Below are 23,619 nucleotides of genomic sequence, written 5' to 3' on the forward strand. Positions count from 1 at the left end.
TCAATGTACAGAGTTCTAATCGTTGACGACCAATACTTCGCCTTGCTCGGCCTTCAGCAGGGGGTAGATTGGAGCGCGCTTAGCGTGTCAGATGTCTGTCTGGCGGAGAACGTAGACCAGGCGATTGCTGTTCTTGAGCAGCAGCCCGTAGACCTGCTGATCTGCGATATTGAAATGCCGGGCAAAAGCGGCCTGGAGCTGCTGGCCTGGGTGAAGCAATCCGCTCCCGGCACGCTGACGATTATGCTGACCTGCCATGCGGATTTCGAGTATGCCCAGCGCGCGATTTACCACGGAGCCTTCCATTATCTGCTCAAGCCGGTAGACTATGAGGAATTGATGAAAATCTCCCGTGAGGCGCTATTCGAGATCAGCAAGCAGAGAGAGCAGCAGCAGTTCGAGGCCCTGATCCAGAAGTACCGGAGACAGTGGGAGCATCAGCTCCCCCTGCTGGTGGAACGGTTCTGGCAGGATATTCTCAGCCAGCGGGCAGCGCCCGTGCTGGAATCGCTCACCCTTCCGGCGAACACCTACAATCTGGATCTGCAGCCTGGAGACCGCTACTTCCTCGCTCTGCTCGGGTTGGAGCAGTGGAAGGAGAACCTTAGCGCACGGGATGAGACAATTATGGAATATGCACTGCGCAACATGGCCGATGAGCTGCTGCTAAGCGGGCTGGAAGGCACTGTGCTGCAGGATCAGGTCGGCCATAATCTGGCGGTCATCTACGTGCGTGGCGATATGAACGCCGTCCGGCATACGCTGGAGCAGAATGGCCGCACCTTCCTGGATACCTGCGGACGGCTGCTGCATTGCTCCCTCTCGATCTACATCAGCGCGGGTGTCCCTCTATCCGGAATCATGAGCGCTTACACGAATGTCACGGAGCGGGAACAACGCAACCTGAATCGTTCGCGTCAGGTGTTCGGACCGGAGGATCAGGCATATAGCCGAGATCAGCCGCTTGCGCCGGTGCCTCAGGCAGCGCCTATGCATATCTTCGGAGAGTGGGCGACCCTCCTGGAGCTTGGCGAGCTGGAGGAGCTGGAGCGCCGCGTGACGCTGTGGTTCTCGGGCATCGGGCCCGGCCGCTGGACAAGTGAGCTGCACCGCCAGCTTATCCACGGCATCCTGTTCATTGTACACACCGTTCTCGCCAAAAAAGGCTTATCCGCACACGCCTCAGCGGAGCTGAAGCCCTTGATGGATAAGGAGAATTATCCGAAGCAGTCCGCTTCGCTCCAGCATTGGGCGCTGGAATGCCTGCGAGCCGTAATGCACTTATTGCAGACCAGCAATAACGTATCCTCGGCCACGGTCACCAAGATCCGGCAGTATATCCGCTCGCGTCTGAGCGAAGAGATCACCCGCGACGAACTCGCGGCCTATGTCTACTTGAACCCGGCCTACTTGTCGCGGCTGTTCAAGAAGGAGACCGGGCTGTCAATCTCCGATGTGATCATTCAGGAACGGCTGCAGAAGGCCAAGCAGCTGCTGGAGGAGACAGAGCTGAAGATCACCGATATCGCCGAGCAGGTCGGATACACCAGCCTCGGCAGCTTCTCCAACCTGTTCAAACGGATCGTCGGCGCCACACCGCAGCAATACCGTGCGCGGAATAAGAAGTGAGCGGAGCAGGCAGATGCTTTTGAATCTCGCCGCCGCACTCACCATACCTGCCGAACAAAAAGAGCGAGAGGGCTTTATGCCTCCTCGCTCTTTTTAACATCTACTCGCTGTTAAATTTTACAAGTAACTCGAATTACTTAATAATTACATATTCCAGGCCAACCAGCTTCGCATAGGTAACGATCTGATCGGTCGTCAGGTTCAGCGATACAACGGTGTGGTGTCCGCCGCCGTTCTCGATCCAGGCTCTGACTCCGTCCTGGAAGTTAGGCTTCACCTGCCACAGCACACGGGCTACCGGCAGATTCGGAGCCGGAACGGTTGGCTCGAACGCGGTAACTTCGTTGATCAGCAGCTTGTAGTGGGTGCCGAAGTCGGCCATCGATACCACGACACCTTCGCCTGCCTTGCCGTCGAAGACGAGGCGGGCCGGGTCTTCACGGTCGCCGATCCCCAGCGGAGATACGATGATCTTCGGCTGATTGCTGGCCAGGCTCGGATCAACCTCCAGCATGTGGGACTGGAGAATTGCTTCCTGTCCGGCAGCCATTTCGTAAGTGTAATCCTCCATGAACCCGGTGTTCAGGTTGTGGCTCATCACCTTCATCAGGCGGTCCAGGGCCGCAGTCTTCCAGTCCCCTTCACCGGCGAAGCCGTAGCCTTGGGCCATCAGGCGCTGAACAGCCAGACCCGGAAGCTGCTTCATGCCGTGCAGGTCCTCGAAGTTAGAGGTGAAGGCATTGTAGCCGCCTGCATCCAAGAAGCGCTTAAGGGCAATCTCGTAGCTCGCCTGCACCTTCACGCTGGCTTCCCAATCTTCCTTGCTGTACGTGCCATAATCAACGGCATACAGCTTGGTATATTCTGCGAACAGGGCATCGATCTCTTCCTGCTTCACTTCATTCACATAAGTGACCAGATCGCCGATGCCGAAGTAATCTACGGTCCAGCCGAACTGGATCTGGGCTTCTACCTTGTCGCCTTCGGTAACGCCGACGTTGCGCATGTTGTCGCCGAAGCGGGCAACCTTGATGTTGAAGCTTTCGTTATAAGCTACAGCAACGTCCATCCACTCAGCAATCTGCTTCTGGACTTCCGGACGTTCCCAGTATCCTACAACGACCTTATTCTGCTTCTTCAGGCGGGCATTGATGAAGCCATACTCACGGTCGCCATGGGCAGCCTGGTTCAGGTTCATGAAGTCCATGTCAATCGTTGCCCAAGGGATGCTCTCATTGTACTGGGTAGCCAGATGAAGCAACGGCTTCTGCAGCAGCTTCGTGCCGCGAATCCACATTTTGGCCGGGGAGAAGGTGTGCATCCAGGTGATTACACCGGCAACCTCATCACGATAGTTCACTTCTTTCATGATGGAGGTGATTTTGTCTGCGCTAACGGCCAGATCCTGCAATACCAGCGGATAAGGAAGCACCCCGCTGTTGTTGAGCGCATCAGTCATTTCCTGGGCATGTGCCTTCACCTCACCCAGCGCTTCATCTCCATACAGGTGCTGAGATCCTACGACGAACCAGAATTGCTTGTCGCTTACTGTTGACATATCATTCATCCTCTTCTCTATTAGTTTGGTAAAAGTCGTTACTTCTGTCCGTAATACGCATCCTTGCCGTGCTTGCGCAGATAATGCTTGTCCAGAATCCGCTGCGGCAGCTCCTCGGCGAACGTATTCAGCTGGCGGGCGAAGTGGTTCATCTTGGACACTTCCTCCAGTACCACACTGTTCATGACAGCAGCGTGGGCATCCTTGCCCCATGTGAACGGCGCATGCCCCTTCAGCAGAACGCCGGGAATCGCCATCACATCCAGCCCCCGCTGTTCAAAAGTCTCAATGATCACATGCCCAGTCTCTGCTTCATAACCGCGGTCAATCTCTTCCTGGGTCAGGAACCGTGTACACGGTACAGAACCATAGAAGGTGTCTGCATGCGTCGTGCCCATAACCGGAACATCCAGTCCGGCCTGAGCCCAGATGGTTGCCCACGTGGAATGCGTATGCACGATGCCGCCAATTTCGGCATAGTGCTTGTAGAGTACAGCGTGGGTCGCTGTATCCGAGGAAGGCCGCATCTCTCCCTCCACCACATTGCCATCGAAGTCCACAACGACCATATCGCTCGGCTTCATCTTGTCATAGCTGACTCCGCTCGGCTTGATGACGAACAGACTGCTCGCCCGGTCCACCGCGCTCACATTGCCCCAGGTGTATTTGACCAGCCCGTGCTTAGGCAGCTCCAGATTGGCCGCGTACACCTCTTCCTTCAGTTGCTCCAGCATGTGTTAATTCCCCCCGTTCTCTACGAGATGATCTACAGCGGCCTGCTCAATCGCCAGACCCGCCGTGTAGCGTTCCATGAACAATTCAAAGCCCTTCACATCCGCCGCAACCGGATGAATGGTCTCGCCTTCGATATCCTTGAAGACCTTCTGGTCGAGGAAATCATCCAGACGCTCCTGCTGCGCTCTGTTCTTCATATAAGAAGCCAGAATCGCCATGCCCCACGCGCCGCCTTCTCCGGCTGTTGCCATCACAGAGACCGGAACATTCATCGCAGCAGCCACGATTCTCTGTCCGACAACAGGCGTCTTGAACAAGCCGCCGTGCGCCAGAATGCTGTCGATGGACACCTGCTCCTTCAAGGTCAGAATATCCATCCCGATCTTCAGCGCGCCAAAAGCGGAGAACAAATGCGTCCGCATAAAGTTGCCCAGCGTGAATCGGCTCTCAGGCGAGCGGACAAACAGCGGCCGTCCCTTCTCCAGCCCGGTGATGTTCTCACCCGAGAAATAGCCGTAGCTTAGCAGTCCGCCGCCATCAGCGTCCGCCTCCAACGCTTTATTGAACAGAACACTGAAGAGCTGGGCCGGATCAGCCTTGAAGCCCATCGCCTCCGAGAATTCCCGGAACAAGCCGACCCAGGCATTGATATCGCTGGAGCAGTTGTTGGCATGCACCATCCCTACCGGACTGCCATCGGGGGTAGTCACCATGTCAATCTCAGGGTATACCGCTGTAAGGTCCTTCTCCAGCACGATCATGGCGAACACGGAGGTGCCTACAGAGATATTACCGGTCCGTTTGCGCACACTGTTCGTAGCGACCATTCCTGTTCCGGCATCGCCCTCTGGAGGACAGAGCGGAATGCCTGCCAGCAGGTCCCCGGACTCATCCAGCAGTCTCGCTCCGGCTTCCGTTAACACACCAGCCTGCTCGCCTGCTGCGTAGACCTTGGGCAGGAGATCACTCAGCCTCCAAGGGTAATTCTTAGCGGCAATCAGCTCATCGAACTGGCTGACCATGGCCGGGTGGTAATCCTGTGAAGCTTCATCTATAGGGAAGACCCCGGAGGCATCGCCAATCCCGATCGCCTTGCTGCCGGTCAGCAGCCAATGGATGTATCCGCCCAGCGTCGTTACGAACGTTGCCTGCGGAACATGCTCTTCCCCGTTCAGAATCGCCTGATACAGGTGGGCAATGGTCCAGCGCTCCGGAATATTGAACTGGAACAGCTCTGTTAATTCCTTGGCCGCCGCACCGGTTGTAGCATTACGCCAGGTCCGGAACGGAACCAGCAGCTCGCCCGCGCTGTCAAAGGCCATATATCCGTGCATCATTGCTGAGAATCCGATCGAACCGACAGTAGTAAGCGTAACCCCGTATTTCTGTGCAACCTCCTGCTTCATCTCGCGGTAAGCCGCTTGCAGCCCCTTGATGATATCGGTGAGGGGATACGTCCAGTACCCGCCTTCCAGCAGGTTCTCCCACTCGTAGCTTCCGGATGCAACCGCCTCGAATCGCTGATCAATCAGGACGGCTTTGATACGTGTGGACCCAAATTCGATACCCAGTGATGTCTCTCCCTTAAGTATCGCTTGCTTGATGTTCTGATCCATGCCCACGTTACTCCTCTCTGAACCAAACTGTGTTACTTACGAATTTAAAGAATGCGCTTCCTTTATGAACAGGTTTAGTATATTTTTTGTTCGTACATTTGTCAATAATAGATATAAGATATACCTACAAATTTACCGGAAAATCACCCGTATTTTACGCAAATCATGATATATGGTAGACACCGGAGGATATTAAGCTTATATTCAAGCTATAATATGTACGTACAACTACAATAATTTATCCACTCCAAATAAGAACAACTATGAAAGAAGTGACCCATGTGCGAACCAAGTACCAGATCATATTCGATGAACTCAAAAGCAACATCCTGTCCGGCACCTACAGTGTAGGCGAGCAAATTCCTACGGAGTCGGCGCTGCAGGAGATGTACGGCGTCAGCCGCCAGACCGTGCGGAAGGCCATTCTGGAGCTATCCAATGAGGGGTTTCTGCGCAGCGAAAAGGGCTCGGGCACCTATGTCAGCCACCAGTTCCGGTCCAAATCCGGGAATGGCGCGGGCAAGCGGACCATCGGCGTAATAACAACCTACCTCTCCGATTATATTTTCCCATCTATTATCCGGGGCATTGAAGGCAGGCTGAATGAAGACAATTATTCGCTGCTGCTTGCCAGCACCAATAACGATGTCGCCCAGGAGAAGAAAGCGCTGGAGATGATGCTGTCCTACGGGGTAGACGGGCTGATCATTGAGCCAACCAAGAGCAACCTGTACAATCCGAACATCGCTTACTACTTGTCGTTCAAGGAGCAGGACGTCCCGTTCATCATGATTAACGCTTATTATGAGGAGCTGGAGGTGCCGTTCTTCTGTCTGGATGACGTACAGTCGAGTTATCTGGCGACCCGGGAGCTGATTGCGAAGGGCCATACCCAGATCGGGATTATCGCCAAAATGGACGATCTCCAGGGCAAATACCGCATGAAGGGCTATATCAAGGCACTCGGCGAGGCCAAGCTGCGCTTCCACCCGGAGCAGGTCCTCTCCTTCGATACCGAATCGAAGCAGGCGCTGTCGGCCAATCTGGAGCAATTCCTGACAGATAACAGAGAGGTGCTGACCGCTATCGTCTGCTATAACGATGAAGTGGGCCTGGAAGTGGTCAAGGTGTGCCGCGAACTGGGGATCTCAATTCCTGGAGAGCTGTCGATTATCGGGCAGGACAATTCCTATATCGCCAAGAATGCAGGGATCAAGCTGACGACGCTGACCCACCCGCAGGAGAGAATGGGCCGTGACGCCGCCGAATGGGTCATTAAGAAGCTTCAGGGTAAAAAAGATCTGAAGAACAGCAACTACTATCTGCCCGAGCTGGTAGAGGGGGAGACGGTGCGGGTGCTGGAGCCGGCTCCAGTGGAATAGGAAGTCCGCCCGGGAATATGCAGACAAAAGACAAACAGCCCTGACCGCTTCATGACCGTTACAGGCCGTGAAGCGGCAGGGCTGTTCAGTATTCTGCTGATTCAGGGGACTGATTTAGTCCAGCAGAGTAGAGATGCTTATGCTTTCAATCTTAGCGCCCTTGACGTGGAACAGCATATAATCCACATAGTTGCTTGGGGCGAACCGGAAGTCATCCTCTTCCTCAGGTGCACCGTCTCCGGTCAGCTTGCCTTCGGGATAGGCTTTTTTGAGCGTATCCAGGCTGTCTCCGACCTTGATATTACGGACCGTAGTGTACTTCGGATCAGTGATCTTCATGTTGAAGATGTAGAACTGCTTGCCGTCACCCGAATCAATGGTCTTAATCTCAAGGCCCGGGAAGGTATACGTGTTCTCTGTTCTGCCGATCAGGGTATCCATATTTTTACCGTCATCCAAGGAATAAGTGTGCGATTTCTTCGCCGTTGCCTTGCCAAGCATACTCTCCAGCTTAGCATCATCCACAATGTCAGAGAGGGCAATAGTCTGGTCCTTATAGACAAAAGCCAGCTCCTTCAGAACCACATTCCCTTCCTTCTCAATGGTTCCCTCCTTGATTGCCTCCGAGCTGCCCGCTGAAGCCGCAGGGGTTGGCTCGGCCGTAGCAGCTTCAGTCGCCGCAGGGGTAGCCTCCGGCGCCGCCGTGGCCACCGCTTCAGTTGTAGGTTCTGCCGAAGGAGTGGCCGCCGGAGCGGCCGAATCGGATTGGCAGCCGGCCAGAAGTGTCATTAATAATACTGCGGGCAGCAGCAGCGCTGCCGGTTTTTTAAATGTTCCCATAAGTAATCCCTCCATGAATGTACGCGATGGACGCGTTGTTTGTTTGGTATGAGGTTAGTATACGAAAAGCATTTATTAGTGTAATAACAGAGTTGTATCAGTCTTGTAACGCCTGTTCACAGGAGCGGCAGACGGATGTAGACTGTGGTTCCCGCGCCGAGCTGGCTCTCTATATCCAGGTGCCCGCCGAACTTCTCAGCGATCTCCTTACATATGGACAGCCCCAGCCCCGTTCCTCCTGCCCCGCCTGCATTGCTTGCCCGGTAGAACCGCTCCTGCACACGGGTAAGCTCATCCGCGCTGATTCCAATGCCCTGATCGCTGATCCGCACGACAGCTTCCTGCTCCCGGACCAAAGTTTCAATGCTTACCCGGGTACCGGGACCGGAGTATTTGATCGCGTTGTCCAGCACATTCGCGATGGCATGGGACATCAGCACCTGATTGACATTGACGAAGGCCGGCGGCCCCTGCCGGATCGTAAGCTCTATCCCCTTACTGTCAGCCTTGGCCCGCATTCCGGCGGCTACCCCCGTAGCCAGCTGTGCCAGGTCCGTCTTCTCGGCATCGATTCCATCCTGCCCTGCCTTGTCGAAGCGCGACAGCATGAGCAGCTCATTGACCAGCCGGGTCAGGCGGTCCGATTCATTCACCAGATGGAAGTAGATCCGCTGCAGCTCCTCATCCTCGTCCTCACCTTCGTACAAATATTGAGAGAACCCCTTGATCGCAGCAAGCGGCGTTTTCAGCTCATGGGATACGTTCGAGACAAACTGCTTCTGATACTGGATATAGTCGCTGAGCTGGATGCCCATCCGGTTCAGGCCCGCAGCCAGCATGCCCAGCTCATCCTTCCGATTCAGGTGAACCTCGCGGAACTGCTGCTTGGAGAAGCTCTCCGTAGCACCCAGCAGATATTTAATCGGCTTCGTCGTATTCCGGGCAATGAACAGACTGGAGAGCGTAATCAGAATAATGAATCCCCCCGCACCGGCGAACAGGATATAGCGGATCTGGTCCATCATCGTATAGAAATAAGAGACATCCTCCACGAACTCGTACACATAGCTATTCTGATAATACTTGTCTTGGATCGGAACCGCGAAGTACAGCAGATGATCCTCGGAGACCGTATACGCATAATTGCCCTTAAGGGCATTCTGGATATTCCCGGGGAAAATGACGGGGGTCTTGTTATTGATCACAATCCCGTCAACGGCGAGTCCCAGCAGCTTCTGGCTGCTGTCGTAGATGCGCACCTCCTTGACGGAGGCTTTTAACGTCTCCAGCGCGCTTCTCGCCACCTCCTCCATCTGCCCCGCATCTACCTCCTGTTCGTGCCTGGAGAGCACCTCCCTGAAGGACATCTCGCCAAGATCGGCCTTCTCCATCATTTGCTTCTCTATGGTTACGAAGCTGAAATAGTCAATCGCCTTATTAACCGAAATAATGATAACGGCAAAGGACAGCACCGAGAACAGCAAATACATTAGCACCAGCCGGGTCGCGTATTTCAGGCAGAGCCACCTCCCAGCTGATAACCGAAGCCGTAGACGGTGCGGATATATTTCGGATTCTCGGCATCATCTTCCAGCTTCTTTCTTAAGCGCATGATCGTCATATCCACGCTGCGGCTGTCGCCCATGAAGTCATAGCCCCAGACAATCTCCAGCAGCTCATCCCGGGTATAGATTTTGTCCGGGCGCTTCAGCAGGGTCTCCAGAATCCGGAATTCCTTGGCTGTCAGGGCCACCGGAACGCCGCCTTTCTGCACCACCCGGGTCTCCAGATCGAAGGTCAGCTCCTCATGAGTGATCCGGGTATCTTCAGCTTCTGCGGGCAGACCGCTGTTCTGGGCTCTCCGGAGCACCACCTTGATCCGCGCCAGCAGCTCCCGGTTATCGAACGGCTTGGTCATGTAATCCTCGGCCCCCAGCTCAAGCCCCAGCACCTTATCGATAATCTCATTCTTGGCCGACAGCATAATGACGGGAACGGCCTGCCGCTTGGTGATCTCCTTACACAGGTCATAGCCGGAGCAATCGGGCAGCATCAGATCCAGTACCACCAGATCCGGCTGAAAAGCATCCAGGGCCTCTAGTCCCGCACTCCCGTTCTCCGCTGTCCGCACCTCATAATTCTCTCTGCGGAGCACAAGTTCGATCAGATCTCTAAGGGCAGCTTCATCATCGATTACGAGAATTTTGTTCATCCGATCCCTCCTCCTATACTTAATATTAACACCGGCAAAGGACGTTAATCTCCCCGCAGCGCAGATCACCTGTTATCACTGCCCGTGAACCCGTCGTCAGCAAATTGTGTTCGGTTTCTCGCATACATTCGGTCCGCGCACCCTGGTGTACCCGGAGCCTTTGCTGTTGCCGGACCGCTAGCTATATCCTTTCCAAAAATAAACCTTCGGCAGGCGGTTCACCTATCGCATTTTCCAACATACCTTGAATAAACCAACTAGAAAGGGGACAAATCAATGTATCTGCTCTGGGTAATCATCGTAGGGGGACTCATCGGCTGGCTAAGCGGCAATCTAATCGGGCGTGATGTTCCGGGAGGCGTACTGGGCAATGTAATCGCCGGATTCATCGGTTCCTGGCTGGGCTCCGAGCTGCTTGGTCCAAGAGGCCCTGTAGTAGGTGGCTTCCACATTGTTCCGGCCATTATCGGCTCCATCGTTGCGCTATTGATCTTCTTTGCCCTGGCCCGCGGCGGCGCCTTCCGGCGTCGTTAATCCTTCCTGCCGGCTGCTGCAAAGTCAACACAGAGCCCCTCCTGTTCAATCAGGCAGGGGCTCTGCCATGTCATCCTTACAGAATCCTTAGAATCTGCCCTTAGAGTAGAGGGAGAGAAAGGATGATATACTATGCAGGAACATATTCTGGAAATACAGGATCTATGTAAAAGCTTCAAACGCCAGACAGCCGTCAACAACGTATCGTTAACTGTTGCACGCAATTCGGTCTACGGGCTGCTCGGTCCGAACGGTGCAGGCAAATCGACCCTGCTCAAAATGATTACCGGCATGCTGCGGCCCGATTCCGGGACAATCCGCTTCCAGGGCCAGGAATGGACCCGGAAGGACTTAAGCCGGATCGGCGTATTAATTGAAGCACCTCCGCTGTACGATAATCTGACCGCCCGGGAGAATCTGAAGGTACGCACGCTGGCCCTCGGACTGCCGCAGTCGCGTATCGAAGAGGTGCTTGCCGTTGTCGATCTGACCGCAACCGGGAAGAAGCGGGCCGGACAATTCTCCATGGGGATGAAGCAGCGGCTCGGCATCGCCATTGCGCTCCTCAACCAGCCGGAGCTGCTGATTCTGGACGAGCCGACGAACGGGCTGGACCCGATCGGGATTCAGGAGCTGCGGGAGCTGATCCGCTCCTTCCCGCAGCAGGGAATCACCGTCATCCTGTCCAGCCACCTGCTCTCCGAGGTAGAACAGACGGCAGATCATATCGGTATCATCGCGGGCGGCGTGCTGGGCTATCAGGGGGCGGTCTCCCCAGAACAGGACCTGGAGGCGTTGTTCATGCAGGTCGCGGCAGCCCACCGGAGGGACGGTGCCGTTCATGCTTAATATCATAAGAGCTGAACGCCTGAAATGGCGGCGGACCTTCATTCCCAAGCTGGTCTGGCTGGCCCCGGCAATTGCGCTTCTGCTGTGTGCCGTTCTCATGGGCGGAAGCCTGTTCCAGAACGGCGCCTACAACTGGTGGTATACCCTGTTCCTGCCCGGTGCGCTGAGCTTGGCCTGTTCGCTGGCGCTGCTTAAGGATGCCAAGCTGAAATACCGCAGCCTGCTGGCCCTGCCCTTTACACCGGGTACGCTCTGGACCAGCAAAATCCTTGCCTGCACCGGCTGGCTGCTCACAACTCTAGCTGTGTTCCTGATCGGCGTGACCGCCGGGGGCCTGCTGTTCGGCCAATCGATTCCGCTGCTGAGCAGCCTGGCGGGCAGCGCGCTGATCTTCCTGACCTTCCTGTGGCAGATTCCACTGTGCCTGTTCCTGGCTGCCCGGCTCGGATTATTCGCAGCCATCCTACTGAACCTGTTCGGTACTATTCTAGGTGTAGTTCAATTCGACAAGGGCGGCTTATGGGATTACATTCCTTATACAATTACCGCAAGGCTCATGTGTCCGGTGCTGTCCATCCTGCCGAACGGCCTGCCGGTCCCGGCGGACAGCCCGCTGCGCAGCACAGATATGATTCTTCCCGGTACGCTGGTCTCCCTCGGATGGTTCGCCCTCCTGTTCCTGCTGACCACCTTATGGTTCCGTAGACAGGAGGCGAAGTAGCATGAATACACTGCCGGGTCTGCTCAGGGCCGATCTGCTCAAAATGCGGCGCACCCCGTTTCTCCTGACCCATCTGCTGACTCCGCTGATCGGGGCTGCCCTATTCATGGCTTACTATTCCATTTCCTCTGCCAGCGAAGGGGTTAAGGTGATGGCGTTCATGCAGGCGGTCGCCTGTGCGTTTCCTACCCTCATCGGGCTGCTCTGTGCGATGGCAGCGGAGCAGGAGGCCGCCGCCGGAGGATTCCAGGGAATGCTGGCCTTGCCTGCGGCAAGAAGCACCACCTATGCAAGCAAGCTGCTGCTCCTGCTGGGCTCCAGCCTGGGGGCTGTCCTGCTGATCTTTGTCCTGTTCAGCCTGGGATTTGCCGGAATGCTGGGGCAGGACCGGCACGGCATACTCTTTTATCTGACCGGGGCCGTGATCCTGTTCGCAAGCAACATCCTGCTCTATCTGGTTCACTTCGCTTTCAGCCTGCGGTTCGGCCGGGGCGTCTCCATCGGCATAGGAATCACGGGGAGCCTGCTCGCCGCCCTGATGCTGACTGGTCTTGGCGATATCCTGTGGCCGTATATCCCCTTCGCCTGGGGCGGACGTTTCCTCTCCCTGCTGGAGCTTCAGCATTCGGGACTCCGGCTGCCCCGGGCTGAAACGGGACTGGCCACCGGCATATCCATCTGTACAGGAGCAACAGTAGCCGCTGGCCTCCTCAGTATGTTATGGTTCAACAAATGGGAGGGCCGCTCTGCGGATAACTAGTAGACCATCAGATTTAAACGTGTGAAAATCACTTTTAACTCATCACTGGCTGAGGGTTGCTGTGCCTGATTAAGGTGCAAGGGATAGGCTTAATTGCAATCTGTACAACTAAATCGCCGGATGTGCCGCCGAATCTCTGTTTAGCTGTATTTCGTGCAACTAAAATGCTTCTGTACCCGTCTTTTCACCCATACCGGCAAATTTAGTTGTATGGAATACAGTTAGGAGAGGTATGACTTCCTTTTCATTGTTTTTAGTTGCACCGAATACACTTATCTCTGATTATTCGCTGCGAACGCAGCTTCATACCTTACGGCAATTATGGAATTAAAATAGTGCAGTGGGCATGATGAGGCCTAGCCTACTAATCTGTAAATGAGGGAATCCATGATATGGCCAAAATACTTGTGGTAGACGACGAACCCGCCATCCTGTCTCTGATAGCCAACGCGCTCAGTACCGACCGCCATCTGGTAACCACCTTCTCTGATTCCGCGCTGGTGCGCCGGACTGACCTCGGTGCGTATGACCTGATTCTGCTGGATGTGATGATGCCCGGCGTGGACGGCTTCACCCTGTGCCGGGAGATCCGCATGGCGGTGGATTGTCCCATTCTTTTTTTGACGGCAAAGACGCTGGAAAGTGACCTGATGTACGGACTGGGGCTGGGGGCGGATGACTATATTATGAAGCCCTTCGGCATAGGTGCGCTGCGGGCGCGGATCAACGCTCATCTGCGGCGGGAGAGCCGGGAGAAGCGCAACATTCTGTACATGGACCCTGTGCGCCTGAACCTCTCCGGTAAAGAGCTGTACGCCCGGGAGGACAAGGTGCCGCTGACCAAAAGCGAATATGAAATCTGCGAATTCCTGGCCCGCCACCGCGGACAGGTCTTCTCCAAGGACCATATCTATGAAGGGGTCTTCGGGATGGACGGGGACAGTGACAGCAGTGCGATTACCGAGCATATCAAGAATATCCGCGCTAAGCTGGCCCGGCACGGGCTGGAGGCCATAGAAACCATCTGGGGGATCGGATACAAGTGGAAGCTGTGAAACAACGTAAAGCCGTGCGACTGCGTACTTTTTTCCTAAAATACCTGCTGCTGCTTAGTCTGGGCACCATTCTGCTGCTGGGAGGACTGCTCGGTGTATTCGCGCTGGCGTTCGCCCAGGGGGCGCTGCTGCCTGCCAACTATGAGGAGAAGGCAATTGCCCAGTTCAAGCAGCAGTTAGCTGCTGATGTAACAGATACGGTTCCCCGGGTCCCGGACCAGCTGAATTACACCGTATTCACCTTGGACGGGAAGCCGCTGGCCGGCAACCTGACGGCTAAGGAGGCGGAGCAAGCCTGGAGAATAATCCGGGAGGGGAACAACAGAAGCGCCTACTACTATACCACCGCCGAGCATGGGCAGGAGCTATGGATCTTCCGCTATGTCCTGACACCGCAGTATGCTTCTCCAGTGCTGCGCAGCGCGCTGCCGAATCCCCAGCTCCTGGGCCCCTTGCTCTTCGTGCTCGGGTTCCTGGTGATGGCCGCCCTGCTCGCGGCCCGGTTCGGCCGGAAGCTCTCGGAGCGGATGGCCGGACTGCAGGAAGCGACCGAGAACATCCGGCGCGAGAATCTGGAGTTCGCCGTCCATCCCAGCGGCATTGTGGAGATTGATGAGGTACTGGGCTCGCTGGACCGGATGAAGGATGCCCTGCAGACTTCACTGGAGAAGCAGTGGGAGCTGGAGCGCTCCCGCAGAGAGCAGATCTCCGCGCTGGCCCACGACATCAAGACGCCGCTGACCATTATCCGGGGCAACGCCGAGCTGCTGCAGGAGATTGTAGAGACGGAGCCGCAGCGTGAATACAGCGGCTATATCCGCCGCAGCGCTGAAGACATTGAAGCCTTCGTGCAGGAAGTCATTGACCTGTCCAACCAGCAGGCCGGCTCCTCCCGCCAGAAGGTGCTGGTCCCGGCAGCAGAGATCATAGCTGAGCTGGAGCTGCAGATGAATGCCCTCAAGGCAGGCAGGAACCTGAAGACCTCTATCCGGCAGGAGAAGCTGCCGGAATACCTGTTCATTCACAAGGAGCTGCTGCTGCGGGGCATAATGAACGTGATTACCAATGCCGCCGAGCATACCCCGCCCGGGGGCAGCATTGCCCTGCTTGTCCAGAGCGGGCCGGATGCGGTTCAGTTCACGGTTACCGACACCGGCAGCGGCTTCTCGGCGGCCGACCTCCGGGAGGCCACCAGCCAGTTCTACCGGGGCGACCCGAGCCGCAGCTCCGGGAATCATCACGGAATGGGGCTCTATATTGCACGCTCTGTGGCCGAGCAGCACGGAGGCACGCTGAGCCTCAGCAACGACTCCGTCTCCGGCGGCGCCAAAGTCACGATGCGCATTGCCAATCCGGAGCGTCTGATTACCCCGTCTGCGACTTCATAGAAATCTTCATCTCAAGCGGTTTTTGTGATTATTTTAATAGACAAATCCACTCAATTCACTGTTACGTTCCTTCTCTATCCGTAGTAGAATGAAGAGGTACCGCTAATCTTCTGCTCAAAGGAGAAGTCTATGGAGATCCAAATTCTGATTGTTGAAGATGATGCGGTATGGAGAAGCATGCTCGCCCGGTTCCTGAATAGCGAACCCGGTCTGCAGGTTATTCACACTACAGCTACCAAAGAAGAGGCGCTCGCCTTTTGTACAAACCATACAGTAGATGTGGTGCTGATGGATCTCAACCTGACGGAGCATCATCTGGACGGCCTCCAGGCTACGCTGGAGCTGAGCCTGACGGGCAACGAGGCCCGGGTGATTGTACTCACCTCCGTTGCGGATGAGCGGACGATTCTGGATGCTTTTACGGCCGGTGCCATTCAATATGTAAGTAAATCGGATTTCCGCCTCATCCCGGGCACGATCCGGGAAGCGATGCGCTCCCGTTCTCCCCAGTCTGTTCTGGTCAGGGAATTCCTGCGGCTCAAAGAAGCCGAACAATATAACCGCCTGACGTTAGCCGAGAAGGAAATTATCTCGCTTAGCGAAGCAGGCAACGGCAGACAGGCCATGATGCGCTCGCTCCGCAAATCGGAAGGGACGCTGAAGAATCAAATTACCAGTATACTCCGCAAATTCAACTCCAAATCCCTGAAGGAGGTCGTCCGGGCTATCAAGAGCAGAGGATTAACCGACAGAGAACTTGAGCTATGATCCCCGCCTTGTTCATAACTCTGTTAGTAGCTTCGGTGGTTCTCTGGCTCAATTCGGGCAACGCCTCGTTCCGCTGGTTCAGTATTGCTCTGTTTGCGTCCAGCAGCAGCATTATCACCTATCTGCTTAGCGCAGCCTATCCGCAGACCAAGTACGATGTATGGATTAATACACTATATGCCGTTTCCGATGCTACAATTGCCTATACGTTCGGCATGTTTGGTGCTGTATATTCGGATTTGCTGCACAGGCGGCAGCGGCGGATGTATGGCATTATTCTTGTCATTGCGGCGTTAGCGGGAATTGCTGCTACCCCGCTCACGCCCGGCCGGCTCGTCAATTACAGCGGCAGAAATGAATTGCCTATGCTGCTGTTCATTGGCTGTGCGTTAGGAATCAGCGCCGTGCTGCTTATTCTGGCGAATCTCCGTGAGAAGCACCCGTTCAAGCGCCGCGAGCGGATGCTGACGAACATGCTGGCGCTGCCGGTGATGGTGTATATTATAGTGAGCTATGCCTTTTATATGCTGGGGATTGACCTGTTTCAATTCAACCACCTCGTTAGCATAGGCTTCCTGTCCGTGTTCCTGCTGATCGGTCTGACAAGGGGCATCCTTGGAGTGCGGTTCAAGGTGGAGATGCTGAAGATAAACGCGTCCCTGCACACCTTGAAGGGAGGCTCCCATCTGCTGAACCATACCATTAAGAATGAGATCGGCAAAATAGACATCCTGCTCCATCAGATCCGGCGGGAGCTTCAGAGCGGTGAGCAGACTGGCGGCGGCCACCGGGAAACTCTCGATATGGTCGCTTCGGCTGCCGAATCCATCGGCCATGTGCAAAATATGATGGGCAAGATCAACGAGTCCGTACAAGCCATTGACATTCAGGCTCAGACAATGAATCCTGCGCCTGTATTAGAATCTTGTCTTGCAGCCTTTGCAAGGGTAGCTCCGCCGGAGATTCACCTCCATCATTCCCTGCATACCGTCCAGGACGTATACTTCGATCCCCTTCATCTGAAGGAGATGCTGACCAATCTGCTGAACAATGCGGCCGAGGCCATGGAGCATCAAGGAGCGATTACCGTCCGGTTGTCGGAGACCTCCCGGGAAGCGGTCATCTCCATTCAGGATAGCGGCAAAGGAATTCCGCAGACGGCACTCCCGTATATCTTTGATCCCTTCTACTCCACCAAGAAGATGACCGCTCATTATGGTCTGGGCCTGTATTACTGCAAGAATGTGATGATGAAGCTTGACGGCTCCATCCGTGTAGAGAGTGAACCGGGGCAGGGCACCTGCTTTTACCTGTATCTCCGAAAAATAAAGCGCTCCTCCATATAACGAATTCCTCCGCCCGTAGGTCCTATAAAAGATAGGCGTTACGGGCTTTTTTTGCCCAATGATACAATGAACCATATCGAAATATAGGGAATCGCGTCGAATGATGTCATTTCACTGCGAAACCCGGTTCATTCTATTCATGTACAAAAAGGGGAGTTGCGAAAATGCAAGAACTGAAGAAAACACGCAAGAAGCTGTACATCAGCGCGGCTGTATCCGCTTGTCTGGTGCTTGGCGCAGTTCCATCCGCTTATGCCGGACCCGGCAGTCTGCTGGACAACAGGATCGGTAATGAGCTTGAGGCAGAATTCAACGTAACGGCAGTAAATGCCGAGGATACCGTTGTTCTATCCTGGGATTCTTCAGCTCTGAAGCTGGACAAGAAGGCCTATGATCTGACCAAGGATACTTCCAAGGAGATTGAATACTTCATCAGTCCTGGCGCGGAGAATGACGACAATCTGAAGGTCAGCGTACTGCTGGAGATTCCAACCGCTGCTGCGGGTGCCGTAGAGCTGGACAACCACCCAGAATCTTTTGTGGAAGGCAATTATACCTATTACTACATTGATAAAGGCCTCGAAGTCAATGTCGGCGATGCTGCGGATTCCAATGAATTCGATATTACCTTCAAGGCTGTATCCCCGCAGAACGCTCCATTTACAGCCAAGCTGCTCGCTGTTAAAGAGGTGAAGCCGGCGCAGAAGACAACCTTTAGCGGAAATCTGCAAGAGCCGAATCCTTATCAGCATAGAGATATGATCATGTACCTGAGTTCAGCGCCGGCAACAGCCGCTTCAACGGGAACGTTCGTTATTAATATCGGTGAAATGACTCCGAATTTCAGCGATGGCCAGTATGATGGATTCCTGTATACCGATAAAAAAGGCATCCCGCTGCTGGCAGAATATTATGATGCAGCCGCCCACACCTTCACGATTCCGGTAGAATTGGCAGCAGGCGATTCCTTAGAGGTATTCCGGCTGAACTACCCTACGTATTCTCTGACACCTAATTCACAGATGACAGCGAAGTTCGACCAGGACGGCGAAGAAACCGTCTATACGTTCAGCGATGAAGTGAAGGTAACCTACACTACGACCATGATTCCCTAACGAATGGAATGACACAGGATTGGAATGGTGATCATGAAAAAAGCAAGGATTGTACTCTATACCGTCTCCCTGCTCCTCGTCCTGCTTGCCTGCACGACTGCGGTATTAGCGTCTGAGGGCAACCGCCCTCCATCCGGGCTGGCGAATGTCGTCTCTAATGAACTGGAGATGGCATTCACGGTTACGCAGCCAGAAGTTAAACCTACAACTGCACCAGAAGCTACAACTGCACCTACTGCCACGCCAACTGCTTCACCTGAACCTGCCAGTACGCCTACAGCTACACCTCAACCTACGAGTGTGCCTACGGCTACACCTCAACCTTCAAGCGCACCGGCCGCAGGTGCAGTAAGCCCAGGCGGAAGTGAGCTGCTGACGGTTATCGTCGACAATGGAGACGGCACTACGATCTCCGGCGCGGCGGTGCGGCGGACCAGAGATGCTGCCGGACGCATTACCGACCAGGTGACCTTTGATGCGCAGCAGGCCGCCGCAAGTGTGGCGGGCGCCAAGGCTGCCGGACGGAGTGCGGCAAGAATCGTCATCCCGGACGCCGAGGATAAGGTGTCCGAGCTGAGGCTGCAGATTCCGGCAGCGGCTCTGGATGTACTGTTCAAGGGCGGTCTGGAGCTGGAGATTTACTCGGATAATGCGGCAATTAAGATTCCCAACGCATCGTTATCCGGGATCACGGAGGACCTGTACTTCCGGCTTGTGCCGATCAAGGATGCGGCACAGCGCGCTGAAGTTGAGGAGCGGGCCAGAGTGGAACGTGTTGTCAGGGAAACCGTGAGCGGCGAGGAGGTTCAGGTTGTTGCACGCCCGATGACCATCGAGACTAATCTGAGCAGCCGGGCTGTTGAAATCACGCTGCCGCTTAAGGGGGTTCAGCTGCCTGCAGACGGTAGAGAGCGGACGGCCTTCCTGGCTAAGCTGGCTGTCTTCATCGAGCATAGCGACGGCGACCGCGAATTGATCAGACCTGAATTCGTCCAGTACAAGCAGGGATTATCCGGCCTGTCCTTCGGCATCAACAAATTCAGTACGTTTACGATTCTCAAGCTGGAAGGCCTCGGGGCCGCTGCCCGGCATGATGCCTATATTCTGGGCTATCCGGACGGGACGTTCCGGCCTGAACGGGGAATTACCCGTGGAGAGCTGGCCGCAATCCTTCAGCGGCTGAAGGCGGAAGGGGCGGCTCCGAAGGCCCCGGCTGCTGCGGCACTGGCCGATATTACCGGCAAACGCTGGTCTGATGCGGCGGTGCAATACGCAGCAGCAGCCGGTCTGATCCAAGGTTACCCGGATGGAACCTTCAAGTCAGAGGCTGCTGTCAGCAGAGCCGAATTTGCCGCTATTGCCAGCCGCTGGCTGAACCTGCCGGCCGGCGATGGTTCAACCTTCGCAGATACGGCTACGCACTGGGCGGGTACGGAGATCGGAGCGCTTCTGCAGAAGAAGCTCATAACCGGTTACCCTGACGGTACCTTCCGTCCAGACCAGCCGCTGACACGTGCGGAAGCCGTTACGATCATCAATACTATTCTGCAGCGGAACAGCGAGAGCTGGAGCAAGTCTTCCTGGAGTGATGTGCCTGCTGCACATTGGGCCTTCCAGGCCATTCAGGAAGCTTCCGCAGCGCATGAGTATGCGGGCAAACCGTAATATTTAAAAAGATGTAGTCACAACAAATAGAGAAGCATCTCTTCCGTACGTTGAAGAAATGCTTCTCTATTCATGTTCGGTAACACAAGATTCTTTATCCGGATGAAAACAAGAATTAGGCCGTTTATGCTCAGGCGGCATGCATCCCCAGCTTTCCTTTCAGCTCCGGGTAGATTTGGCCGTACAGCTTCCGCCGCAGTACCGAATGGTACAAGGCCAGCACCAGCGTCACCACGATCAGCGCGGCAGGTACGATATACAGCACCGGATGATCCACGAAGTAGCCGAACACATCATAACCCCGGTTAATATACCTGCCGTAGATCGCGGCGATGGCAACCACCAGCAGCACCGGCAGGGCGAACAGACCGGACAGCATGTTGACCTTCTTCATCTTTTTGTAGGTGGATTGAAACGCGCTCTCACCCTGGGCTTCTTCGAGCAGCATGACCTGCTTATCGAAGGAGTCGCTTTTGCGTACCGGCATCTTGGATTGTGTAATGTAGTTGTGCAGCACATCCAGCTCGTGGCTGAATTCCATTGTTCTTAATATTGCTCTTCCTGCATTCATGGATGGTTCCTCCTAATTAAAAATTCAGACTTCTCCCCAGTTCCGCTGATACAAGCGGCGGGAGGGTGTGTGTTCCGTATGCTCTGTGTACAGGTTGGTCGCGGTTATAAGCGCAGCCACCTTGTCCAGGAAGACCGCCTTCGGCAACTCCTGGCCGAGAATCACCTCGTAGACCTGCTGCAACTCGGCCAGGGTGAATTGCTCAGGCATTAAGAGCAGCGCGATTCCGGTTCTCTCCGTCTCCTGACGCAGCCGTTCAATAGCATAGGCAATGATCTTGGCGTGATCAAAAGCAAGTCCGTCATTGGACAAGACGGCATACTGCACCGATCTTGCAGCCGGTGTCGCCGTCACCGTCTGTTCGATCACTGCTGCCAGCTCCTGCCCGCCCGCTTCCAGCCGAAGCTCATAGGTACGGGTGCGGATGCAGCCCTGCTCCAGCAGCTCTTTATGCTCCTGCCGGAGCTGGTAGCTTACCTTGAACCAGGCCGCAGCCTCGGCATCATCCCCTGCCTCTAATTGGCTACGGCGGCTGTCGACCAGCGCCATATAACTGCTGCTGATCACCCAGGTGCGGGGATCGCGCCCGGGGTCGCTGAAGGTGCGCAGCTGCTCCAGATAGACACCGGCCACGCCGGTCTCCTCCTCCAGCTCTCGCGCGGCCGCCTGATCTGTGGTCTCGTCCGGCTGGACGAAGCCGCCCGGCAGTGCCCACTTCCCGAGGCAGGGATGCCCGCCTCTGCGGATCAGCAGGAGGCGCAGCTCCTTCGCCGTAGCCCCGGGTTCATAGTCTGCCGCTGTATCCGTGGCGGTGAAGATCACCATATCCGCCGCCACGGAAGGCCGTTCATAGTCCCCGGCCCGGTACTGCTCCAGGAATTCACGCTCTGTAAGTCCGTTAGCATCTCTCAATTCCACATTCTCCGCCTCCTTCTGTCTCTGGCTCAATGCTCCAGCTCTCCGAAATAATTCCCGTACGGCTTGAATTTTGCCAGTACACTGTCCACCTTGCTTATACGTTCCGTAAGCGTGCCCCTAAGGGTTATATAGGGAATCCGCCTCTCCTTCAGATCTGCGATAATCTGCTGGTGGAACACATGCCGCTTCTGATCCCCGCTGCGGTCCCACGTATCGTCATAGGGAATATCATCGTCGCACAGGAAGAACAGGTCGTAGCGCTGCGCGTTCTCCAAGGCCAGCCGGGTTAGCAGCTCGGGTGCCTTCCCATGGTAATCCAGCGCATACATATAAGTGGTAATCGCATTCGTATCGACGAATAAATACCTGTTGGCATCAAGCAATGCCTGCTCTTCCCGCTCCAGATGCCCCACCCCGATCTCGTCAAAAGCCTCCAACCCAATCCGGCGGTCCACCTGATGCTCTGCCCAGTAATCCCGCCCGTATTCACTGGCAAAGGCCGTACCGTATTTCCGGGCAAGCGCTTCGGTGATCGTCGACTTACCGGTAGACATCGCCCCTACAAATACGACCTTGGTAATTAGATCGCGGTACACTAGCCCACTGACATAACCCCGGTATTGGTAAGGGTCCGAGCGGACCATCGTGGCCGATACCGGAACCTGCACCCTCGCCTCATCCACCCGCCGGTCAATAGCACCCAGCGCCAGACTCATATGCTCTCCATAGAATTCACTCGAATAAAAATGGGTCACCTGCTCGCCCTTCAGCAGCCCGAGAATATACTGCTCCTCCCGGATTTCATGCTCCCTGTCATCCGAGTATCCATCGGGGCCATCCCAGGCCTCGATTACCCGGACCGCAGGATAGAGCCTGCGAATCCAGTTGGCCCGGATCTGCAGCGGTACCGGAGAGACCTTGGTCTCATAGATCACCACAATCAGCTCGTCAACCTCCCGCAGCGCCGTCTCGAACATGAACTGGTGCCCTTTATGCAGCGGGGCGAACTTCCCGAGTGTTAATCCAAGTGTTTTCATGACAGCGCCTCCCTAGCCCCTTTGTTCCAGTTGTAGTAGCCGTAGACCGCATTAATCAGATAGGCGCTCCACATCACGATCATCAGCAGACCCTCCCCGCTGCCTTCCAGCGTCCGGATCACCCAGAGCAGCACTGTGAACATATTCAGCACAATATAGACCAGCCACTGCTCCTTGAAACGACGCACCATCAGAATCGTTGCCACTACCGATAACACGGTAGTCAGGGCGTCGATGTAAGGTGAATTCTGCGCGGGAATGAACGATAAGCCGAAGCCCAGCAGCAGCGCTCCCGCCACACAGACTGCAACGGTGAGCAGGATGCCCCTCGTTTCCATTTGGCGCATGGATAGCTTGCCGCCGTGCATGTTTCTTTTCCACATATAAAAGCCTGCAATATTCATGGGCACAAAGAATAGCAGATTCAGCATAACCTCGCCGAATAATCCGTTGATATAGGCCAAATAAGCATATCCGAACGTATTATACATCCCGAATCCATAGCTCGCCAGCTTCCCCTTCGCCGTCAGCACCACGCATAGTACCCCGGTGATGAAGACCGTGAACCCGAAGAGCGAATCCTTGGACATTACCGTAAAAACAACCGCGATCAGCGTAAAAATCACCAGCCAGGCGAGTTCAAACCCGCTCCAGTTGCCGGGTGCCTTCTTCATGCTCATCCCTCCGCTTCCTCTGTATCCTAAGAAATTGAATACTTATTAACTAATTGATAATTACATTTTGTTAATATCAAAATAACAGAATTTATGGCGGGATGCAAGCCCGATTTTCCACAGCTTATGAGATAGCGGTCTTCGGCCGCCTGTTGAGAACCAATCATTTGGAGGATTAGATAACGGCGGTATTAGGAAGCTATTAAAACCTCCTTCACACGTACAAGTCAGCCTATGAGCTGGCTA

Annotated in this window: 22 protein-coding genes; 12 read left to right on the top strand and 10 right to left on the bottom strand. The window is 55.1% G+C overall.

The window, feature by feature from the left end:
• Positions 1–3: 3 nt before the first annotated feature.
• Positions 4–1,629, top strand: a complete 1,626-nt coding sequence (locus NYE26_RS30110; protein WP_339252312.1) for a helix-turn-helix domain-containing protein — start codon at positions 4–6, stop codon at positions 1,627–1,629.
• Between the two features lie 133 nt (positions 1,630–1,762).
• Here NYE26_RS30110 and araA read toward each other — a convergent pair whose 3' ends face one another.
• From araA to NYE26_RS30125, 3 genes are read right to left on the bottom strand one after another with little or no spacing between them, the layout of a single operon-like run.
• Positions 1,763–3,187 (bottom strand): L-arabinose isomerase, encoded by a 1,425-nt coding sequence (gene araA / locus NYE26_RS30115; RefSeq protein WP_339252314.1) that lies wholly within the window; start codon positions 3,185–3,187, stop codon positions 1,763–1,765.
• A 38-nt stretch (positions 3,188–3,225) separates the two neighbouring features.
• The gene (locus tag NYE26_RS30120; RefSeq protein ID WP_339252316.1) at positions 3,226–3,921 is read right to left on the bottom strand and encodes an L-ribulose-5-phosphate 4-epimerase; all 696 of its coding nucleotides are present in this window, start codon (positions 3,919–3,921) and stop codon (positions 3,226–3,228) included.
• 3 nt (positions 3,922–3,924) lie between these two features.
• On the bottom strand, positions 3,925–5,538 hold the full coding sequence (locus NYE26_RS30125) for an FGGY-family carbohydrate kinase (protein WP_339252318.1): 1,614 nt from the start codon (positions 5,536–5,538) through the stop codon (positions 3,925–3,927).
• Positions 5,539–5,819: 281 nt separating this feature from the next.
• Between NYE26_RS30125 and NYE26_RS30130 the strand changes: the two genes are divergently transcribed.
• Complete coding sequence (locus NYE26_RS30130) at positions 5,820–6,920, top strand: GntR family transcriptional regulator (protein WP_036723078.1); 1,101 nt, start codon at positions 5,820–5,822, stop codon at positions 6,918–6,920.
• A 114-nt stretch (positions 6,921–7,034) separates the two neighbouring features.
• On the opposite strand, the gene NYE26_RS30135 is transcribed toward NYE26_RS30130, so the two are convergent.
• The 3 genes from NYE26_RS30135 to NYE26_RS30145 form a co-directional block, all read right to left on the bottom strand.
• Entirely contained in the window at positions 7,035–7,760 is a 726-nt protein-coding gene (locus NYE26_RS30135) for a hypothetical protein (RefSeq protein ID WP_339252320.1), read from the bottom strand.
• A gap of 116 nt (positions 7,761–7,876) precedes the next feature.
• Positions 7,877–9,250: a HAMP domain-containing sensor histidine kinase gene (locus NYE26_RS30140; protein ID WP_339252322.1), complete on the bottom strand. Its 1,374-nt coding sequence runs from the start codon at positions 9,248–9,250 to the stop codon at positions 7,877–7,879.
• A gap of 23 nt (positions 9,251–9,273) precedes the next feature.
• Positions 9,274–9,972, bottom strand: coding sequence for a response regulator transcription factor (locus NYE26_RS30145; protein WP_209868849.1), 699 nt, complete (start codon positions 9,970–9,972; stop codon positions 9,274–9,276).
• Positions 9,973–10,248: 276 nt separating this feature from the next.
• Here NYE26_RS30145 and NYE26_RS30150 point away from each other — a divergent pair, with 276 nt between their 5' ends.
• The 10 genes from NYE26_RS30150 (at position 10,249) to NYE26_RS30195 (ending at position 20,173) form a co-directional block, all read left to right on the top strand.
• On the top strand, positions 10,249–10,506 hold the full coding sequence (locus NYE26_RS30150) for a GlsB/YeaQ/YmgE family stress response membrane protein (RefSeq protein ID WP_036722871.1): 258 nt from the start codon (positions 10,249–10,251) through the stop codon (positions 10,504–10,506).
• A gap of 132 nt (positions 10,507–10,638) precedes the next feature.
• Positions 10,639–11,355: a lantibiotic protection ABC transporter ATP-binding protein gene (locus NYE26_RS30155; protein ID WP_339252326.1), complete on the top strand. Its 717-nt coding sequence runs from the start codon at positions 10,639–10,641 to the stop codon at positions 11,353–11,355.
• The gene (locus tag NYE26_RS30160) at positions 11,348–12,076 is read left to right on the top strand and encodes a lantibiotic immunity ABC transporter MutE/EpiE family permease subunit (protein ID WP_339252328.1); all 729 of its coding nucleotides are present in this window, start codon (positions 11,348–11,350) and stop codon (positions 12,074–12,076) included. The genes NYE26_RS30155 and NYE26_RS30160 overlap by 8 nt, the downstream gene beginning before the upstream one ends.
• A gap of 1 nt (position 12,077) precedes the next feature.
• Entirely contained in the window at positions 12,078–12,836 is a 759-nt protein-coding gene (locus NYE26_RS30165; RefSeq protein WP_339252330.1) for a lantibiotic immunity ABC transporter MutG family permease subunit, read from the top strand.
• A gap of 392 nt (positions 12,837–13,228) precedes the next feature.
• Positions 13,229–13,891, top strand: coding sequence for a response regulator transcription factor (locus NYE26_RS30170; protein ID WP_339252332.1), 663 nt, complete (start codon positions 13,229–13,231; stop codon positions 13,889–13,891).
• On the top strand, positions 13,888–15,279 hold the full coding sequence (locus NYE26_RS30175) for a HAMP domain-containing sensor histidine kinase (protein WP_339252334.1): 1,392 nt from the start codon (positions 13,888–13,890) through the stop codon (positions 15,277–15,279). Before NYE26_RS30170 ends, NYE26_RS30175 begins: the two co-directional genes overlap by 4 nt.
• A 129-nt stretch (positions 15,280–15,408) precedes the next feature.
• Complete coding sequence (locus NYE26_RS30180; protein WP_339252336.1) at positions 15,409–16,047, top strand: response regulator transcription factor; 639 nt, start codon at positions 15,409–15,411, stop codon at positions 16,045–16,047.
• An 8-nt stretch (positions 16,048–16,055) separates the two neighbouring features.
• Positions 16,056–17,393, top strand: coding sequence for an ATP-binding protein (locus NYE26_RS30185; protein WP_339252338.1), 1,338 nt, complete (start codon positions 16,056–16,058; stop codon positions 17,391–17,393).
• A 164-nt stretch (positions 17,394–17,557) separates the two neighbouring features.
• Positions 17,558–18,508: a hypothetical protein gene (locus NYE26_RS30190; protein WP_339252340.1), complete on the top strand. Its 951-nt coding sequence runs from the start codon at positions 17,558–17,560 to the stop codon at positions 18,506–18,508.
• 33 nt (positions 18,509–18,541) lie between these two features.
• Entirely contained in the window at positions 18,542–20,173 is a 1,632-nt protein-coding gene (locus NYE26_RS30195; RefSeq protein WP_339252342.1) for an S-layer homology domain-containing protein, read from the top strand.
• A 130-nt stretch (positions 20,174–20,303) separates the two neighbouring features.
• On the opposite strand, the gene NYE26_RS30200 is transcribed toward NYE26_RS30195, so the two are convergent.
• The 4 genes from NYE26_RS30200 to pnuC are packed head-to-tail and all read right to left on the bottom strand — an operon-like array spanning position 20,304 to position 23,373.
• Positions 20,304–20,744, bottom strand: coding sequence for a DUF6097 family protein (locus tag NYE26_RS30200; RefSeq protein ID WP_339252344.1), 441 nt, complete (start codon positions 20,742–20,744; stop codon positions 20,304–20,306).
• Positions 20,745–20,768: 24 nt separating this feature from the next.
• On the bottom strand, positions 20,769–21,662 hold the full coding sequence (locus NYE26_RS30205) for an NUDIX hydrolase (protein WP_339252346.1): 894 nt from the start codon (positions 21,660–21,662) through the stop codon (positions 20,769–20,771).
• Between the two features lie 26 nt (positions 21,663–21,688).
• Positions 21,689–22,699 (bottom strand): AAA family ATPase, encoded by a 1,011-nt coding sequence (locus NYE26_RS30210; protein WP_339252348.1) that lies wholly within the window; start codon positions 22,697–22,699, stop codon positions 21,689–21,691.
• Entirely contained in the window at positions 22,696–23,373 is a 678-nt protein-coding gene (pnuC, locus tag NYE26_RS30215; protein WP_339252350.1) for a nicotinamide riboside transporter PnuC, read from the bottom strand. Before pnuC ends, NYE26_RS30210 begins: the two co-directional genes overlap by 4 nt.
• Positions 23,374–23,619: the final 246 nt, after the last annotated feature.

The sequence above is a fragment of the Paenibacillus sp. FSL P2-0136 genome (assembly GCF_037975325.1).
In the GTDB taxonomy this organism is placed as follows: domain Bacteria; phylum Bacillota; class Bacilli; order Paenibacillales; family Paenibacillaceae; genus Paenibacillus_AQ; species Paenibacillus_AQ silagei.

What these genes read in the sequence shown, in the direction of transcription:
- NYE26_RS30180 (WP_339252336.1), top strand. Translation starts at nt 15,409, where the DNA reads ATGGAGATCCAAATTCTGATTGTTGAAGATGATGCGGTATGGAGAAGC.
- NYE26_RS30210 (WP_339252348.1), bottom strand. Translation starts at nt 22,699, where the DNA reads ATGAAAACACTTGGATTAACACTCGGGAAGTTCGCCCCGCTGCATAAA.
- NYE26_RS30120 (WP_339252316.1), bottom strand. Translation starts at nt 3,921, where the DNA reads ATGCTGGAGCAACTGAAGGAAGAGGTGTACGCGGCCAATCTGGAGCTG.
- NYE26_RS30165 (WP_339252330.1), top strand. Translation starts at nt 12,078, where the DNA reads ATGAATACACTGCCGGGTCTGCTCAGGGCCGATCTGCTCAAAATGCGG.
- NYE26_RS30140 (WP_339252322.1), bottom strand. Translation starts at nt 9,250, where the DNA reads ATGTATTTGCTGTTCTCGGTGCTGTCCTTTGCCGTTATCATTATTTCG.
- NYE26_RS30195 (WP_339252342.1), top strand. Translation starts at nt 18,542, where the DNA reads ATGAAAAAAGCAAGGATTGTACTCTATACCGTCTCCCTGCTCCTCGTC.
- NYE26_RS30145 (WP_209868849.1), bottom strand. Translation starts at nt 9,972, where the DNA reads ATGAACAAAATTCTCGTAATCGATGATGAAGCTGCCCTTAGAGATCTG.
- NYE26_RS30110 (WP_339252312.1), top strand. Translation starts at nt 4, where the DNA reads ATGTACAGAGTTCTAATCGTTGACGACCAATACTTCGCCTTGCTCGGC.
- pnuC (WP_339252350.1), bottom strand. Translation starts at nt 23,373, where the DNA reads ATGAAGAAGGCACCCGGCAACTGGAGCGGGTTTGAACTCGCCTGGCTG.
- NYE26_RS30155 (WP_339252326.1), top strand. Translation starts at nt 10,639, where the DNA reads ATGCAGGAACATATTCTGGAAATACAGGATCTATGTAAAAGCTTCAAA.
- NYE26_RS30135 (WP_339252320.1), bottom strand. Translation starts at nt 7,760, where the DNA reads ATGGGAACATTTAAAAAACCGGCAGCGCTGCTGCTGCCCGCAGTATTA.
- NYE26_RS30190 (WP_339252340.1), top strand. Translation starts at nt 17,558, where the DNA reads ATGCAAGAACTGAAGAAAACACGCAAGAAGCTGTACATCAGCGCGGCT.
- NYE26_RS30200 (WP_339252344.1), bottom strand. Translation starts at nt 20,744, where the DNA reads ATGAATGCAGGAAGAGCAATATTAAGAACAATGGAATTCAGCCACGAG.
- NYE26_RS30150 (WP_036722871.1), top strand. Translation starts at nt 10,249, where the DNA reads ATGTATCTGCTCTGGGTAATCATCGTAGGGGGACTCATCGGCTGGCTA.
- NYE26_RS30170 (WP_339252332.1), top strand. Translation starts at nt 13,229, where the DNA reads ATGGCCAAAATACTTGTGGTAGACGACGAACCCGCCATCCTGTCTCTG.
- NYE26_RS30160 (WP_339252328.1), top strand. Translation starts at nt 11,348, where the DNA reads ATGCTTAATATCATAAGAGCTGAACGCCTGAAATGGCGGCGGACCTTC.
- araA (WP_339252314.1), bottom strand. Translation starts at nt 3,187, where the DNA reads ATGTCAACAGTAAGCGACAAGCAATTCTGGTTCGTCGTAGGATCTCAG.
- NYE26_RS30125 (WP_339252318.1), bottom strand. Translation starts at nt 5,538, where the DNA reads ATGGATCAGAACATCAAGCAAGCGATACTTAAGGGAGAGACATCACTG.